Genomic DNA, 16,754 nt, shown 5'->3' with positions numbered 1-16,754 from the left:
AGAAGACACATTCAAATACAATATATAAAACAGTAGGAGGAGTATTCATATGAATTTGAGAAAGACAAAGATAATTTGTACATTGGGACCGGCGACGGACGATGATGAGGTGCTCAGAAAGCTCATGATCGAGGGGATGGATGTTGCCAGATTCAATTTTTCTCATGGTGATCATGCCCAGCACAGGAAGAACAAGGACAGAGTGGAGAAGCTTCGTGAGGAGCTTGGACTTCCGGTTGCAACACTGCTTGATACTAAGGGCCCGGAGATAAGAGTTGGGGACTTCAAGGAGGGCAAGGTTGAACTCGTAGAAGGACAGACATTTACACTGACGACAGAGGATGTGGTGGGCGACCAGGCAAAGGTATCCATTACATACAAGAATCTTGTGAACGATGTCAAGCCGGGAGATACCATACTCATCGATGACGGCCTTATAAATATGAAGATAGAGAAGGTTACTGATAAAGATATCGTGTGCCGCGTGGAGAATGGCGGACCTGTATCAAACCACAAGGGTGTAAATGTTCCAAGAGTTAACCTCACCATGCCATACATAAGCGATGTAGACAGGGCGGATATAATCTTTGGTATTGAGAATGATTTCGATTTCATCGCTGCATCATTTGTAAGATCAGCCGACGATATACTTGAGATCAGGAAGATCCTTGACGAGTATGAGTGTGACAATATCAATATCATCGCCAAGATTGAGAATATGCAGGGCGTTGACAATATAGACGACATAATCAGAGTGTCCGATGGAATCATGGTCGCAAGAGGAGATATGGGTGTTGAGATACCTCTTGAGGATGTGCCTATCATCCAGAAGATGATCATCAAGAAGGTATACAATGCGGACAAGCAGGTCATAACAGCTACACAGATGCTTGACTCCATGATGATACATCCAAGACCTACCAGAGCAGAGGCGACAGATGTTGCAAATGCCATATATGACGGAACAAGTGCAATCATGCTCTCAGGAGAGACCGCAGCGGGCAAGTATCCGGTTGAGGCTCTTCACACCATGAAGACCATCGCAGAGAGAGCAGAGCGAGACATAGATTACAACAAGAGATTCTTCAACAGGGATGCGGTGCAGAATCCTGATATAACGAGTGCTATATCACATGCGACATGTACAACGGCCATAGACCTTGCAGCGGCAGCCATCATCACTGTTACCAAGTCAGGAAAGACAGCGAGAATGCTCTCAAAGTACAGACCAAAATGTCCGATCATCGGATGTACCCCTGTTAAGAAGGTTGCCAGACAGATCAATCTTTCATGGGGAGTTCAGCCTCTTCTTATAGGTGAGGAGAACAACACTGACGATCTCTTCGAGCATGCTGTTGATGCGGCAAAGAAGCACGGCTATGTTAAGGACGGTGAGGTGACTGTAATCACCGCCGGAGTCCCACTTGGCGTGACCGGCACGACAAACCTGATAAAGGTACACGTTGTAGGACATATCCTTGTAAAGGGCTTCTCTATAAATGAGAGATCTGCAACCGCACCGCTCTGTGTATGCGAGTCAGAGGATGAGCTCATCAAGAACTATAAGGATGGAGACATAATCGTCATAAATGAGACCAGCAACAGGATCATGGATCAGCTCAAGACTGCATCTGCGATCGTGTGTGAGAAGAACGGTGGCAATTCACATGCTGCCATAGTCGGACTCAGCCGTGACATACCTGTTATCCTGGGTGCACAGAACGCGACCAAGATACTTAAGTCTGGCGCTATAGTTACTGTAAATGGCGAGGATGGAGTTGTAATTTCAAACTAGTATATGTAACAAATATGTAACAAAAAATAAATACAAACGTATAAAACAACGCCTCCTGTGTTGACAAATGTAATCATTATTGCTATACTACAATAGATTTGTAACAAAGATGTAATAATTGTTGCGTTAAGATCAGCACAGGAGGTTTTTTATAATGTCTAAAGCAAAGTCATTTAAGAAGACTATAGTTGTTGCTGCAGCGGCAGGAATGATGATCACCACTTCCATAGGAACGGTGAGCGCGGGACAGATATACAGCGATTCAACTGTAGGTATTTCATCTGCATTTGACAGATATGCTAACACCCTTGCGGGCAATGATAAAAACGCAGGCGATGCTGCAAAGGCGGCAACGTCCACAGATGCACAGAAGACTACAGCATCCGTAGGAAAGAATGCTGCGGAGGCTAAGAAGGACAAGACAAGCGAAGAGAACAAGGTGAAATATCCTGATTTCAAGGATAAGTGTCTTGTTGCCACCGAGGATTATGTGAATATAAGATCGGGAGCCGGAACTGATTCAGATGTAGTTGGTATCATAGGGAACAATGGAATAGCAACCATAGAGAAGAAGGGCAAGGAGTGGACCAAGGTCACATCAGGTGACTGTACAGGATACATAAGGAATGACCTGCTTCTTTTTGGAGATGATGCGGGAGCCTATGCCGAGGCGAACTGTCCGAAGCAGGTAACTGTCAATACAGAGACACTCAACGTAAGAACGGAGGCTGATGTGAACTCCGACTGTATAACACAGGTTGGATCAGGCCAGAGCTTTGATGTCATATCACAGGATGACAAATGGGTGCAGATAGCACTTGACGACGAGACGAATGGTTATGTCAGCACTGAATTTGTAGATGATACATATGCATTTGCAACTGCCAAGTCCATGGAGCAGATCCAGGCAGAGCTTGATGCGAAGGCTGCGGAAGAAAAGGCGGCAGAGGAGCAGGCAAGACAGGAACAGGAGAGCGCAGACGAGGCAGAAGCTGAGGACGCATCGGATGACAGCCAGAGCACAGAGGATGATTCCTACACGCCAGATCAGCCGGATACAGATTCTGCAGATCAGTCATCGGATACATCAGACGACACATCATCTGACAGCAGCGATTCAGACGATTCACAGAACAATGTAGTGGCACCGAGCGGCCAGACAGGAATAGACCTTGCGAACTTTGCAACACAGTTTGTGGGTAATCCATATGTATATGGCGGATCGAGCCTTACGGATGGAGCTGACTGTTCAGGCTTTGTCATGGCTGTATACGCTCAGTTTGGATATTCACTTCCACACTCAGCGGGAGCACAGTCACAGTATGGAACAAGAGTAGACACTTCAAGTCTTGAGCCTGGAGACATACTTTTCTATGGAGACAGCTCTATAGAGCACTGCGCTATATATATCGGAGACGGAATGATAGTACATGCCAGCACAGAGGAGACCGGTATCAAGATATCCTCTGCATTCTACAGAGATCCGCTCTGTGCAGTCAGAATCATAGGACAGTAGACACGCTGTATATAATAGGGTATAATGAATACATTGAAGCGCACATGGTATACATGTGCGCTTTTTTGTGTAAAATGGCGAAAACATGACAGTGAAAATAAATAAAGTTGTCAATATGCACATAAAAATACGTCAAATATATTGAAAAAAAGACTCGTTGTGGTATAATGGTCATATCAATTTGGATCATATCCAAAAAAGAAGGAGTTGGGCATCATGAATTACATAATCAGCGGTAAGAACATTGAAGTTACAGAAGGACTTAGAAATGCAGTACAGGACAAGCTCTCAAAGCTTGAGAAGTACTTTGCGGCTGATACTGGCGCACAGGTCACATTCAGCGTTGAGAAAGATAGACAGAAGATAGAGGTAACGATTCCTATGAAGGGACATATCATCAGAGCCGAGCAGGTTAGTGATGACATGTATGTTTCGATCGATCTCGTTGTAGAGGTTATTGAGAGACAGGTTACCAAGCATCGTAAGAAGCTCATTGACAAGGAGCAGAATGTAGCATACCTGAACGATGCATTTGTCGACGAGGACGTTGAGGATGATGACGATATCAAGATCGTGAGAACTAAGAAGTTCGAAGTAAAACCTATGTATCCAGAGGATGCATGTATCCAGATGGATCTGCTTGGACATAATTTCTACGTATTCAGGAATGCAGAATCAGATGAGGTCAATGTCGTATACAAGAGAAAGGGCGGCACATACGGAATCATCGAGCCTGAATATTAAGATCAGATATTGGCAAAAGCACGGTTAATATAAGTGCCGATGATAATTGAATATAGTATTTTAAAGGAGACTTTCGGTTATAGAAGGTCTCCTTTTTGCTTGATATAAATGTCATATGATGTTAGAATGTACCCTGAATAACGATAGCTAGGAGGTCAAAAACAACATGGGTTTGTTTGAGAAAATATTTGGAACGCACAGCGAGAAGGAATTGAAAAAGATCAATCCTATAGTTGATGCGATAGAGGCACTCGACGAGAAGATGCAGGCACTTTCAGATGAAGAGCTGAGGGGCAAGACACAAGAGTTTAAGGACAGACTTGCTGCCGGCGAGACGTTAGACGATATATTGGTAGAAGCATTTGCGGTTGTGAGAGAGGCTGCATACCGTGTACTTGGAATGAAGCATTACAGGGTACAGCTCATAGGAGGAATAGTTCTCCATCAGGGAAGAATCGCAGAGATGAGAACGGGAGAAGGAAAGACACTTGTATCAACACTTCCTGCTTATCTGAATGCCCTTGAAGGAAAGGGTGTCCATGTTGTAACTGTCAACGACTACCTGGCAAAGCGAGATGCTGAATGGATGGGGCAGGTGCATGAATTCCTCGGACTTAAGGTCGGAATCATACTCAACAGTTCCACAACAGACGAGAGACGTGAGGCGTATAACTGCGATATTACATATGTTACCAACAACGAGCTCGGTTTCGATTACCTGAGAGATAACATGGTAATCTACAAGGAGAAGCTTGTTCTGAGAGATCTTCACTACTGTGTAATCGATGAGGTGGATTCAGTCCTTATCGATGAGGCACGTACTCCTCTTATCATATCCGGTCAGAGCGGCAAGTCCACAGAGCTCTACAAGATGTGTGATTACCTTGCGAGACAGATGAAGCGAGGTGAGGGTGATGGAGAGATATCCAAGATGGATATGCTCATGAAGACAGAGATAGAGGAGGATGGAGATTTCCTTGTAAATGAGAAGGACAAGTACGTCATGCTCACTGCAAATGGTGTGAAGATGGTAGAGCAGTTCTTCCATATTGACAACCTCTCAGACCCTGAGAACATGGAGATCCAGCACAATATCATCCTGGCACTCCGTGCACATAACCTCATGTTCAGAGACAGAGATTATGTGGTGAAGGATGATGAGGTACTCATCGTTGATGAGTTTACCGGACGTATCATGCCCGGACGTAGATTCTCAGATGGTCTGCATCAGGCTATAGAGGCAAAGGAGAATGTAAAGGTCAAGAGAGAGAGCAAGACTCTTGCAACGATCACATTCCAGAACTTCTTCAACATGTTTGACAAGAAGGCAGGTATGACAGGTACAGCCCAGACAGAGGAAGAGGAGTTCAGAGAGATCTATGGAATGGACGTTGTTGTCATTCCTACGAACAGACCTATACAGAGAATAGATCAGCCGGATTCTATATTTAAGACTAAGAAAGAAAAGCTCAATGCGATCGTTGAGCAGATTAATATAAGTTACAGAAAGGGACAGCCGGTGCTTGTCGGTACGATCAATATCGACGCATCAGAGGAACTCAGTCATATGCTGTCCAAGAGAAAGATACCTCACAAGGTGCTCAATGCCAAGTTCCACGAGCTTGAGGCTGAGATAGTTGCAGACGCTGGACAGAAGAATGCGGTAACCATCGCGACTAACATGGCAGGACGTGGTACTGATATCAAGCTCGGCGAGGGTGTTGCAGAGCTCGGAGGACTCAGGATCATCGGTACAGAGAGACACGAGAGCAGACGTATCGATAATCAGCTCCGTGGACGTTCAGGACGACAGGGAGATCCGGGAGAGTCAAAGTTCTATCTGTCACTGGAAGATGATCTGATGAGACTTTTCGGATCAGAGAGAGTTATGTCAGTGTACGATACCCTTAAGATACCTGAGGGCGAGGAGATAGAGCATAAGACTATTTCCAACTTCGTAGAGAAGGCACAGAAGAAGATCGAGGGTAACAACTTTGCCATAAGAAAGAATCTTCTTGAGTATGACCGTGTTAACAACGAGCAGAGAGAGATCATTTACAAGGAGCGTAGACGAGTTCTTGACGGCGAGAACATGCACGAGGTTATCCTCAAGATGATAAAGGATGATATAAATGCAGCAGTAGATCAGGTATGCTCATCAGAGACAGCACCTGAGGATTGGAATCAGGTAGAGCTGGATGACATGATAAGGGGCATAGTTCCATTTGCTGAGCCGGTTACACTTACCGAAGAGGAGATCAAAAAGGCAGATATCAGCGAGCTGAAGGACAGACTGTACAATGAAGCTCTTGAGCTCTATGCTGCCAAGGAGGAAGAGATCGGTGATCCTGATCAGATGAGAGAGATCGAGCGAGTTATACTCCTCAAGACTATAGATAGAAAGTGGACAGATCATATCGACGACATGGATAATCTGAGACAGGGAATCGGACTTAGATCACTTGGCCAGAGAGATCCTGTTGTAGAATACAAATTCGCAGGATATGACATGTTCAATGACATGACAGCAGCGATCCGTGAGGATACTGTAAAGCTTCTTCTCAGAATAAAGGTTGAGCAGAAGATTGAGCGTGAAGAGGTGAATAAGGTTACAGGAACCAATAAGGATGACACAGTGTCAAGGGGACCTGTAAAGAAAGCCAAGAAGATAGGCAGAAATGATCTCTGTCCATGCGGAAGCGGTCTGAAGTATAAGAACTGCTGCGGTAAGAACGCATAAATACGTGATACAGGAGAAACCAAGTGATAGAATTGGATGAGTTCAGGGCGACGATGGCCTCCTATAGGGATCCCTTGGGGGAGGTCAAGTCATCCCTTGACATTGAAAACAAGACAGACAGAATAGCAAAGCTTAATTATGAGATGGAACAGCCGGATTTCTGGGATGATATCGACAGATCCCGTGAGGTATCGAAGGAACTGAAGGGACTTCAGGATCTGGTTGACAACTATAAGAAGCTTGAGAATGACTATGTGGATATAGATACACTGATCCTGATGGCGGAGGAGGAGAATGATCCGAGTCTTGTGCCTGAGATAGGGGAGCAGATAGATATATTTACGAAGGAATTTGAGGAGTATAGGATAAATCTTCTCTTCACTGACGAGTTTGATGACTGTAATGCGGTACTCACACTCCATTCAGGAGAGGGCGGAACGGAGTCCTGCGACTGGGCGAGTATGTTGTACAGAATGTATACCAGATGGGCAGAAAAGCACGGCATGAGTGTTGAGGTGCTCGATTTCCTTGAGGGCGATGAGGCTGGTATAAAGTCTGTGACCATTCAGATAAATGGGCAGCATGCGTACGGATATCTCAAGTCAGAGAAGGGAGTGCACAGACTGGTAAGAATATCACCATTCAATTCGGCCGGCAAGAGAATGACTTCGTTTGCATCCTGTGATGTCATACCGGATATAGAGCAGGATTTGGAGATAGAGATCAGGGATGAAGATATAAGGATAGATACCTACAGATCGAGCGGTGCAGGTGGCCAGCATATCAATAAGACATCATCGGCCATCAGAATCACACATTATCCTACCGGTATAGTTGTTCAGTGCCAGAATGAGAGATCACAGCTCATGAACAAGAATAAGGCTATGCAGATGCTGAAGTCCAAACTTTATCTTTTGAAGAAACAGGAGAATCTGGAGAAAATTTCGGACATCCGCGGAGAGTTAACTGACAATGGTTTTGGAAGTCAGATAAGATCGTATGTGCTCCAACCGTATACCATGGTCAAGGATAAACGTACAGCATACGAGAATTCCAATGTATCGGCGGTTCTCGATGGAGATCTTGATGGATTTATGACAGCCTATCTCAAATGGGTGAATAAGGTTGAGGTGTAGCAGCACATGAGAGTCATTTGATGATAAGAAATTAGTCTTTGACAATGACGCTTTATACTGATAAAGTAATGACGTACTAAACTTGCATTATTATGCAGAAAAAGGAGATAAGAAGGAGATAAAAACATGGTGAATATAGCAGTATTAGGTTATGGTACAGTGGGTTCAGGAGTTGTGGAAGTGATTAACACCAACCATGATATTGTTAACAAGAGAGCTGGACAGGAGATAAACGTTAAGAGAGTGCTTGATCTCAGGGAGTTTCCTGGGGATCCTGTCGAGAATATTCTCACCCATGATTTTGAAGATATACTTAACGATGATGATATAAGCGTCGTTGTGGAGGTTATGGGAGGTGTTGAGCCTGCATATACATTTGTCAAGAAGTGCCTGCTTGCCGGAAAGAGTGTGGCAACCTCCAACAAGGAGCTTGTGGCCGTTCATGGACCTGAGCTTATAAAGATTGCCAGAGAGAGCAATATCAATTTCTTCTTTGAAGCATCAGCAGGCGGTGGAATTCCTGTTATAAGACCACTTAACACATCCATAACTGCGGATGATGTTACGGAGATCACAGGAATACTCAATGGTACAACGAATTACATCCTAACCAAGATGGATAAAGAGGGGGCTGACTATGCGACAGTGCTGAAGCAGGCACAGGAGCTCGGATATGCGGAGCGCAATCCTGAGGCTGATGTAGAGGGTGGCGATGCGTGTAGAAAGATAGCTATACTTACATCTCTCGTATATGGCAAGAACCTGGATTACAACAGGATACATATGGAGGGAATAACCAGGATAACAACAGATGATTTCAAGTATGCGGATAAGATGGGTTACTCTGTAAAACTTGTCGGAACAACCAGAAAAACAGACGGCAAGCTATATTCATATGTTGCCCCGGTCATGCTTCCACATGACAATCCGCTGGCAAAGATAGATGATGTATACAATGGCATACTTGTACATGGTAATGCACTTGACGACGTAATGTTCTACGGCAAGGGCGCCGGAAAGCTTCCAACAGCGTCTGCGGTTGTATCAGACGTTATTGATGCAGTGAAGAATGCGGGAAGACATGTTCCTATCATATGGGAGGACGAAGAACTTGAGATGGGTACATTTGCGGACTCAGAGAGCAGATTCTTTGTCAGAACAGATGAGAAGAATGAGGCTGCCATCAAGGCGGTATTTGGTGATGTTGAGTATGTCGATTCTGATCTCGATGAAAAGGCATTTGTTACAGCAGTGATCACAGAGGGTGAATTTGAGGCATGTTGCAATAAGATTGGTGTCAAGAGTGCTCTTAGAGTGCTGGATTAGTACAATATTATTCAATGACCTTGCAATCCTAGTCGAATTGCGGTATTTTACAAAAGGCTTATTTCTTTTTACCGGACCGCTCCGGTGAAGAGTTAAATATACAAATTTTCAAATGAGCGATCAGGAGGACAATATGTTAATAGTAAAGAAGTTTGGTGGTACTTCTGTTGGAAATACCGAAAGAATCTTTAACGTGGCCAAAAGATGTATTGAGGACTGGCAGAGGGGGAACGACGTAGTCGTAGTTCTGTCTGCGATGGGTAAATACACAGATGAGCTGATAGATATGGCTAAGCAGGTAAATGAGAATCCACCTAAGAGAGAGATGGATATGCTTTTTACAATAGGTGAACAGATGTCCGTATCGCTTATGGCTATGGCTATGAATTCTCTTAAAGTTCCTGCAATCTCTCTGAACGCATTCCAGGTGGCAATGCATACAACTTCAGTGTATGGCAATGCGCGTCTGAAGAGAATCGATGTTGAGAGAATAAGACATGAGCTGGAGCAGAGAAAGATAGTTATTGTCACAGGATTCCAGGGAATTAACAAGTATGACGATTACACAACTCTTGGTCGTGGTGGTTCAGATACAACAGCTGTTGCACTTGCAGCGGCACTTAACGCTGATGCGTGTGAGATATACACAGATGTGGATGGAGTATATACAGCAGATCCACGTAAGGTAAAGACCGCACGTAAGCTGGATACGATAACATACGATGAGATGCTTGAGCTTGCTACACTTGGAGCAGGCGTTCTGCACAACCGTTCAGTTGAGCTTGCAAAGAAGTTCGGTGTTCAGCTGGTTGTTCGTTCAAGTCTCAATTTTTCAGAGGGTACAATAGTTAAGGAGGATACTGGAATGGAGAAGATGTTAGTTAGTGGAGTTGCAGCGGATGCAGATTCAGCGAGAGTGGCAGTTGTAGGATTAGAGGACACACCGGGTGTTGCATTCAAGCTTTTCAACCTGCTTGCAAAGAATGACATCAATATAGATATGATACTGCAGTCAGTAGGAAGACATGGAACAAAGGATATTACATTCACATGTAGTGATGAGAATGCAGACAAAGCAGAGGAGATCATCAAGAACAACATAGGCAAGTTTGAGAGCATAGATGTCAACAAGAATGTTGCAAAGGTTTCTATCGTTGGTGCAGGAATGCAGTCAAATGCAGGTGTTGCAGCCAAGATGTTCGAGGCTCTTTATGATGAGAACATCAACATCAGAATGATCTCAACATCAGAGATCAGAGTTACAGTTCTCATCGACGAGCAGTATACAGAGCGCGCAATGAACGCGATCCATGACAAGTTCGCACTCGGCGATCGTTAATTCTAACAGAATCATATGAAGTTCTGTTCTGCAGGACCTTACAATATACGCCGGGGGAAACTCCGGCGTAAATTATCATAAGGGGGAACCGCCGTTAAGGCGGGGGATTCCTTATGATGAAGCAGACGCCGCGCGAAGCGCTTTTCATGCGGCTGCACCCGTATAAGGGGGAACCGCCGTTAAGGTGGGGATTCCTTATGATGAAGCAGACGCCGCGCGAAGCGCTTTTCATGCGGCTGCACCCGTATAAGGGGGAACCGCCGTTAAGGTGGGGATTCCTTATGATGAAGCAGACGCCGCGCGAAGCGCTTTTCATGCGGCTGCACCCGTATAAGGGGGAACCGCCGTTAAGGCGGGGGATTCCTTATGATGAAGCAGACGCCGCGCGAAGCGTCTTTCATGCGTCTGCACCCGGGTAATGGAACATAAAAGAATTTGAAAGGAGTCAGGGTATGAAGAGAACAGATTACATATCGTGGGATCAGTATTTTATGGGCATTGCGATGATGTCGGCAGAGAGAAGCAAAGACCCGTCAACGCAGGTTGGTGCGTGTATAGTGGACAAGAACAACAGAATTCTGTCCATGGGATATAATGGTATGCCGGCAGGATGCGACGATGACACAATGCCGTGGGGAAAGTCCGGAGCCCCGCTTGACAACAAATATTTCTATGTATGCCACGCGGAGCTGAACTCTATTCTTAATTACAGAGGTGGCAATCTCAAGGATGCGATCATATATTCTACTCTGTTCCCGTGCAATGAATGTGCCAAAGCTATTATTCAGTGCGGTATAAAGGAAGTAGTGTATATGTCAGACAAGTATGCGATGACAGAGAGCACCATAGCCTCCAAGAAAATGTTTGACATGGCTGGTGTTGCATACAGGCCATTTGAAGCAAAAGGCAGGAAGATCACGCTCAATCTTTAGAAGTAACAGAATAGTTCCGGAATACCGGAGAGAACACATATGTATGACAGACAGGAGAGAATATGGTCATAGAGAGTAATAGCAAGGAAGAAACCTACAATGCAGGAGTACAGCTTGGACAGAATGCAGCTCCTGGCCAGGTGTACTGTATATATGGAGATCTGGGAGTTGGCAAGACGATAATATCCCAGGGGGTGGCAGCTGGACTTGGAATCACTGAAGTGGTGAACAGCCCGACTTTCACTATTGTGAAGGAGTATGACGAGGGCAGATTGCCTCTGTATCATTTTGACGTGTACAGGATCGGCGATGTAGACGAGATGGATGAGATAGGCTACAATGAGATGGTGTATGGAGATGGAGTATGTCTTATAGAGTGGGCTAACCTCATCGAGGAGATATTACCTGACACATATACCAGAATCGACATAGAGAAGGACCTTTCAAAGGGCCTTGATTACAGGCGTATTACGATAGAAGAGAGGCATGATCAGATATGAAGATCTTAGCATTTGACAGCTCAGGACTTGTGGCGAGCGTTGCCATAGTCGAGAACAATAATTTGATAGCTGAATATACAACCAACTACAAGAAGACACATTCCCAGACACTGCTTCCTATGCTGGAAGAGATCGTGAAGATGACAGAGACGGACAAAGAGAGTTTTGATGCGCTGGCTGTTGCTGCCGGACCGGGATCATTTACAGGACTCAGAATAGGCTCAGCGACGGTCAAGGGACTTGCACTTGCATGGAATATACCGGTTATTGCGGTGCCGACACTTGAGGGGCTTGCATACAATGTGTGGGGAACTGACAGACTTATCTGCCCTATCATGGACGCGAGAAGAAAACAGGTGTATACGGGACTTTATAGTTTTAACAGTGATGACAGGCTTGAGACGATAATGGATCAGACTCCTATGGATATTGCTGACCTTATAGACCAACTCAATGAGAGAGGGGAAAAGGTTATATTTGTGGGAGATGGAATAGATGTGTATGCTGATGTTTTAAAAGAGAAGATGACGGCAGACTACGCATTTGCTCCGGCACACATGAATAAGCAGAGAGCTGGCTCGGTGGCAGCCGCAGCCCAGGTGAGATATGCAGCCGGACAGTATGAGGAGGGGGATACATTTGCCCCTGAATATCTCAGACAGTCACAGGCAGAGCGGGAGAGAGCTGAAAAGGCAAAACTGGAGAATGATGGACATGAATAGCTGTTTTTCCCATGTACGCCCGAGACTGGCAGATATGAAAGACCTGGCCGGGATAGCTGCACTTGAGATGGCGGTGTTTTCGCATCCGTGGAATGAGGAGATGGTGTCCTCATCTATACAGGGGACATACGATCATGTCAAGATCCTTGAGACTTCTGAAGGAGAAATCGCCGGCTATATCATATATTCGGCGGTGTGTGACAGTGCAGATCTGCTCAGGGTAGCAGTGGATGCCAGATCAAGACGTCGTGGCATCGGCTGTAAGCTGATGGAAGCCATGATCGATGACTGCAAGGACAGGAATGTGCAGAGCATATTTCTGGAAGTCAGGGAATCCAACGCTGCTGCGATAGCTATGTATGAGCAGTTTGGATTTATAAAAATTTCTACAAGAAAAAAATACTACGACTCACCGGTGGAGGATGGTCTGGTTATGAAAAAACAGTTGTAGTAATAGATATATGCAGAATATACAGTGCGTGGAGAACACATTTGCACGGCTGGAAAACATTGTCGGTATATTCTGTGAAGGATCTGGCTTATAATCAGACTCATAACAGGGCTGCATGCAGTCGGACAGGAGATAAATATGAGTGAGATCAGATGTAATAGGTGTGGAAGGATAATTGTATTTGGAGATATGCATAACAAGGAGGATTACGTCCTTATTCAGAAGGAATGGGGGTATTTCTCACACAAGGATGGCAGAAAATACACACTCAGGATGTGTGAGGACTGTTACGACAGACTTGTAAATGAATGTGTCATACCTCCAAGGATAGATGATGTGACAGAGTATGCATAGAGTATGCATATAGACTCTGCCTTAGAAATGGAGATAGAAGATGATAGACGTATGTCTTTTGGGGACCGGAGGGATGATGCCGCTGCCATACAGGGCACTTACATCTCTCGTGGTCAGATATAACGGACACGAGATGCTGATAGACTGCGGAGAGGGAACCCAGACCTCAATGCGTCAGCAGGGCATGATAGGCTTTAAGCAGATAGATGTGATCTGCTTCACACATTTTCATGCAGATCATATAAGCGGATTGCCGGGGCTGCTGCTCACGATAGGCAATGCCGAGAGAACGGAGCCACTTCTTATGGTTGGCCCAAAGAGACTTGAGAAGGTAGTCAATTCCCTCAGGGTTATAGCGCCTGAGCTTCCGTTTGAGATCAGGTTCCAGGAGCTCTCGGAGGCTGAGGAGAGCTTTATGTGGGAGGATCTCAGGGTGGATGCATTCAGGGTGAATCACAATGTGACATGTTATGGATATTCCCTTTCGCTTCCAAGAACAGGAAAATTCAGCGTGGATAGAGCTAGAGAGAATGAGATTCCAATGAAATACTGGAATGGCTTGCAGAAGGGCAACACATACGAGGAGGATGGACACATATATACTCCTGATATGGTGCTTGGTCCTGACCGCAAGGGTCTGAAGCTCACATACTGCACAGATACCAGACCGACCCCCCTTATAGAGAAGTATGCAGCCGGATCAGATTTGTTCATATGTGAGGGCATGTACGGCGAAAAGGAGAAAGAGATAAAAGCCATAGAGCATAAGCATATGATGATGCAGGAGGCTGCGGCCATAGCGGCAAAGGCAGATGTGGGGGAGATGTGGCTTACACATTACAGTCCGTCGATGGCAAAACCGGCGGTGTTTATGGATGAGATAAGAGAGATATTCCCGAGAACTATTGCAGCAAAGGACAGGACGACAACAACGCTCAAGTTTTCGGAGAAGTAGAATAGATCGACAAAGGTGAGATGAATTATGGAGAAAGATGTAAAGATACTGGCTATAGAATCCTCATGTGATGAGACATCCGCAGCGGTTGTTGTGAATGGAAGAAACGTACTGTCAAATATAATATATTCACAGATAGATATCCATACACTTTATGGAGGCGTTGTGCCGGAGATAGCTTCGCGAAAGCACATAGAGAAGATTACACAGGTCATAAGACAGGCGCTCAAAGAGGCAGAGTGCACACTGGATGACATAGATGCGGTTGCAGTCACATATGGACCGGGGCTTGTTGGCGCTCTTCTCGTTGGTGTGGGAGCAGCCAAGGCCATAGCATTTGCAAAAGATATACCACTTGTTGGTGTGCATCATATAGAAGGTCATATCGCAGCGAATTATATAGAGAACAAGGAGCTTGAGCCTCCGTTCATGTGCCTTGTTGTGTCAGGAGGTCACACACATCTTGTAAAGGTAGTCGATTACGGCAAGTTTGAGATACTGGGAATAACCAGGGATGATGCGGCAGGAGAGGCATTTGACAAGGTAGCAAGGGCTATAGGACTGGGTTACCCGGGAGGACCGAAGATAGATCGTAAGGCGAAGGAGGGTAACCCTGACGCTATAGAATTTCCAAGGGCAAAGGTGGCAGAATCAGCCTATGACTTCAGCTTCAGTGGCCTGAAGTCCGCAGTGCTCAACTATATCAATCAGGCTCATATGAGAGACGAGCAGATTAATGAGGCCGATGTGGCAGCATCGTTCCAGAAAGCAGTAACGGAAGTACTCACAGAGCATGCGGTTGCTGCGGCAAAGGAATACCATATGGATAAGATAGCCATAGCTGGCGGAGTTGCGTCCAATTCTGCTCTCAGAGCCAGCATGAAGGCGGCCTGTGAGAAGGCTGGGCTTACATTGTATCATCCATCGCCGATACTGTGCACGGACAATGCGGCCATGATAGGTGCGGCGGGATACTACGAATACATAAATGGAACAAGACATGGATGGGATCTGAATGCCATACCAAACCTCAAGCTGGGTGAGAGATAACCAGCCTGGTCAAGTGTGTGATGGTGTCAGACTACTACTAGGGAGAAGATGAACATGGGCGATGCGGATAATGCTGATTACAAGGAATCAAATATAGAAATCTTTGATACAGTGGATGAAGTAAAGGTCACGGCAATAGTCCTTGCAGCCGGAAAGGGCAGCAGGATGCACAGCGATATACCTAAGCAGTTTATGACGCTGGGGGATTATCCCGTACTGTATTATTCGCTCAAGGCCTTTCAGGACAGTCCGGTTGATGACATAATCCTTGTCACAGGTGAGGATTATGTAGAATATTGCAGAAATGACATAGTAGACAGGTACAACATCACCAAAGTCAGGAAGATCGTGACCGGTGGGGCAGAGCGCTATGACTCCGTACATAATGGACTTATTGCGGCGGATGGTGCGAAGTATGTACTCATCCATGATGGTGCGAGACCATGCATAACCCAGAAAATCATCACAGATTCCATAGATGCAGTAAAGATATATTCTGCGTGTACAGTGGGTGTACCTGTGAAGGATACCATCAAGATAGTAGATGAGGATCAGATGGGAGTGGATACTCCTGATAGATCCAGGCTGTGGCAGGTTCAGACTCCGCAGAGTTTTAACAGGGAACTTCTGCTTACCTGTTATGATGGACTGGCGCATGACAAATGTCAGGTTATAACGGATGACACAATGATAGTGGAGCGTTATAGCAGCGTCAGAACGAAGGTGATAATGGGGGCGTATGAGAACCTGAAAATCACCACTCCTGAGGATTTAAAAATTGCTTCAAATTTTTTGAAAAAAGATGTTGACACAAAGATGGTAAAGTGATAATATGTACAAGTCGCCGGTTGATGGCGACGAACAAAAACAACTTGGAGAGATATCGAAGCGGTCATAACGAGGCGGTCTTGAAAACCGTTTGTCCGAAAGGGCGCGAGGGTTCGAATCCCTCTCTCTCCGCTGACTTTCATACATAATGAAAGTTCAAGCGCTTGATACTGGAGAAGTACCCAAGCGGTTGAAGGGGCTCCCCTGGAAAGGGAGTAGGCCGTTAATAGCGGCGCGAGGGTTCAAATCCCTCCTTCTCCGTTAGACATACTTAGTATCAGAGCTATATAAGAACCTTGAAAAATTAACAACATGACAACCCTGAAATTCCAAACAAGAATTTCAAGAACGTCGGATCAGAGATGA

Annotated in this window: 16 protein-coding genes and 2 tRNA genes; all 18 read left to right on the top strand. The window is 45.4% G+C overall.

The genetic code is table 11. The features are described from left to right. The first annotated feature begins 49 nt into the window (after positions 1–49). The 18 genes from pyk to GT575_RS10680 all read left to right on the top strand — a co-directional run bounded on the left by pyk (position 50) and on the right by GT575_RS10680 (position 16,649). The gene (gene pyk, locus GT575_RS10765) at positions 50–1,795 is read left to right on the top strand and encodes a pyruvate kinase (RefSeq protein ID WP_022215812.1); all 1,746 of its coding nucleotides are present in this window, start codon (positions 50–52) and stop codon (positions 1,793–1,795) included. Positions 1,796–1,949: 154 nt separating this feature from the next. Beyond that, positions 1,950–3,311 (top strand): C40 family peptidase, encoded by a 1,362-nt coding sequence (locus GT575_RS10760; RefSeq protein WP_161171986.1) that lies wholly within the window; start codon positions 1,950–1,952, stop codon positions 3,309–3,311. Between the two features lie 216 nt (positions 3,312–3,527). Further along, positions 3,528–4,055 (top strand): ribosome hibernation-promoting factor, HPF/YfiA family, encoded by a 528-nt coding sequence (gene hpf / locus GT575_RS10755; RefSeq protein WP_022215810.1) that lies wholly within the window; start codon positions 3,528–3,530, stop codon positions 4,053–4,055. A gap of 166 nt (positions 4,056–4,221) precedes the next feature. Beyond that, entirely contained in the window at positions 4,222–6,795 is a 2,574-nt protein-coding gene (gene secA, locus GT575_RS10750; RefSeq protein WP_015533855.1) for a preprotein translocase subunit SecA, read from the top strand. 23 nt (positions 6,796–6,818) lie between these two features. Next, complete coding sequence (gene prfB, locus GT575_RS10745; protein WP_161171985.1) at positions 6,819–7,931, top strand: peptide chain release factor 2; 1,113 nt, start codon at positions 6,819–6,821, stop codon at positions 7,929–7,931. A 126-nt stretch (positions 7,932–8,057) separates the two neighbouring features. Then, positions 8,058–9,257, top strand: a complete 1,200-nt coding sequence (locus GT575_RS10740; RefSeq protein WP_117874610.1) for a homoserine dehydrogenase — start codon at positions 8,058–8,060, stop codon at positions 9,255–9,257. Between the two features lie 133 nt (positions 9,258–9,390). Continuing rightward, positions 9,391–10,596 (top strand): aspartate kinase, encoded by a 1,206-nt coding sequence (locus tag GT575_RS10735; RefSeq protein WP_022215807.1) that lies wholly within the window; start codon positions 9,391–9,393, stop codon positions 10,594–10,596. A 113-nt stretch (positions 10,597–10,709) separates the two neighbouring features. Continuing rightward, positions 10,710–11,015: a hypothetical protein gene (locus tag GT575_RS10730; protein ID WP_161171984.1), complete on the top strand. Its 306-nt coding sequence runs from the start codon at positions 10,710–10,712 to the stop codon at positions 11,013–11,015. 33 nt (positions 11,016–11,048) lie between these two features. Next, positions 11,049–11,528, top strand: a complete 480-nt coding sequence (locus GT575_RS10725) for a deoxycytidylate deaminase (RefSeq protein ID WP_015533858.1) — start codon at positions 11,049–11,051, stop codon at positions 11,526–11,528. 62 nt (positions 11,529–11,590) lie between these two features. Further along, complete coding sequence (gene tsaE / locus GT575_RS10720; RefSeq protein ID WP_055146424.1) at positions 11,591–12,028, top strand: tRNA (adenosine(37)-N6)-threonylcarbamoyltransferase complex ATPase subunit type 1 TsaE; 438 nt, start codon at positions 11,591–11,593, stop codon at positions 12,026–12,028. After that, on the top strand, positions 12,025–12,750 hold the full coding sequence (tsaB, locus tag GT575_RS10715; RefSeq protein WP_022215805.1) for a tRNA (adenosine(37)-N6)-threonylcarbamoyltransferase complex dimerization subunit type 1 TsaB: 726 nt from the start codon (positions 12,025–12,027) through the stop codon (positions 12,748–12,750). Before tsaE ends, tsaB begins: the two co-directional genes overlap by 4 nt. Next, the gene (gene rimI, locus GT575_RS10710; RefSeq protein WP_161171983.1) at positions 12,743–13,201 is read left to right on the top strand and encodes a ribosomal protein S18-alanine N-acetyltransferase; all 459 of its coding nucleotides are present in this window, start codon (positions 12,743–12,745) and stop codon (positions 13,199–13,201) included. The genes tsaB and rimI overlap by 8 nt, the downstream gene beginning before the upstream one ends. A gap of 138 nt (positions 13,202–13,339) precedes the next feature. Continuing rightward, positions 13,340–13,555 (top strand): hypothetical protein, encoded by a 216-nt coding sequence (locus GT575_RS10705; RefSeq protein ID WP_117874613.1) that lies wholly within the window; start codon positions 13,340–13,342, stop codon positions 13,553–13,555. Between the two features lie 40 nt (positions 13,556–13,595). Next, positions 13,596–14,510: a ribonuclease Z gene (locus GT575_RS10700; RefSeq protein ID WP_055146418.1), complete on the top strand. Its 915-nt coding sequence runs from the start codon at positions 13,596–13,598 to the stop codon at positions 14,508–14,510. 27 nt (positions 14,511–14,537) lie between these two features. Further along, positions 14,538–15,560 carry a tRNA (adenosine(37)-N6)-threonylcarbamoyltransferase complex transferase subunit TsaD gene (gene tsaD, locus GT575_RS10695; RefSeq protein ID WP_022215803.1) on the top strand — a complete coding sequence of 341 codons (1,023 nt, stop codon included), beginning with the start codon at positions 14,538–14,540 and terminating at the stop codon, positions 15,558–15,560. Between the two features lie 54 nt (positions 15,561–15,614). Further along, positions 15,615–16,388 (top strand): 2-C-methyl-D-erythritol 4-phosphate cytidylyltransferase, encoded by a 774-nt coding sequence (gene ispD / locus GT575_RS10690; protein WP_172674925.1) that lies wholly within the window; start codon positions 15,615–15,617, stop codon positions 16,386–16,388. Positions 16,389–16,434: 46 nt separating this feature from the next. Continuing rightward, positions 16,435–16,520: transfer RNA gene (locus tag GT575_RS10685), tRNA-Ser, on the top strand. Positions 16,521–16,560: 40 nt separating this feature from the next. Continuing rightward, positions 16,561–16,649 (top strand) — tRNA-Ser (locus GT575_RS10680). The last annotated feature ends 105 nt before the right edge of the window (positions 16,650–16,754 follow it).

This window comes from Coprococcus sp. BIOML-A2 (assembly GCF_009875795.1).
GTDB lineage: Bacteria > Bacillota > Clostridia > Lachnospirales > Lachnospiraceae > Coprococcus > Coprococcus aceti.
Note: the sequence above shows the minus strand (reverse complement) of the source record. Positions and strands in the feature narration are given on the sequence as shown.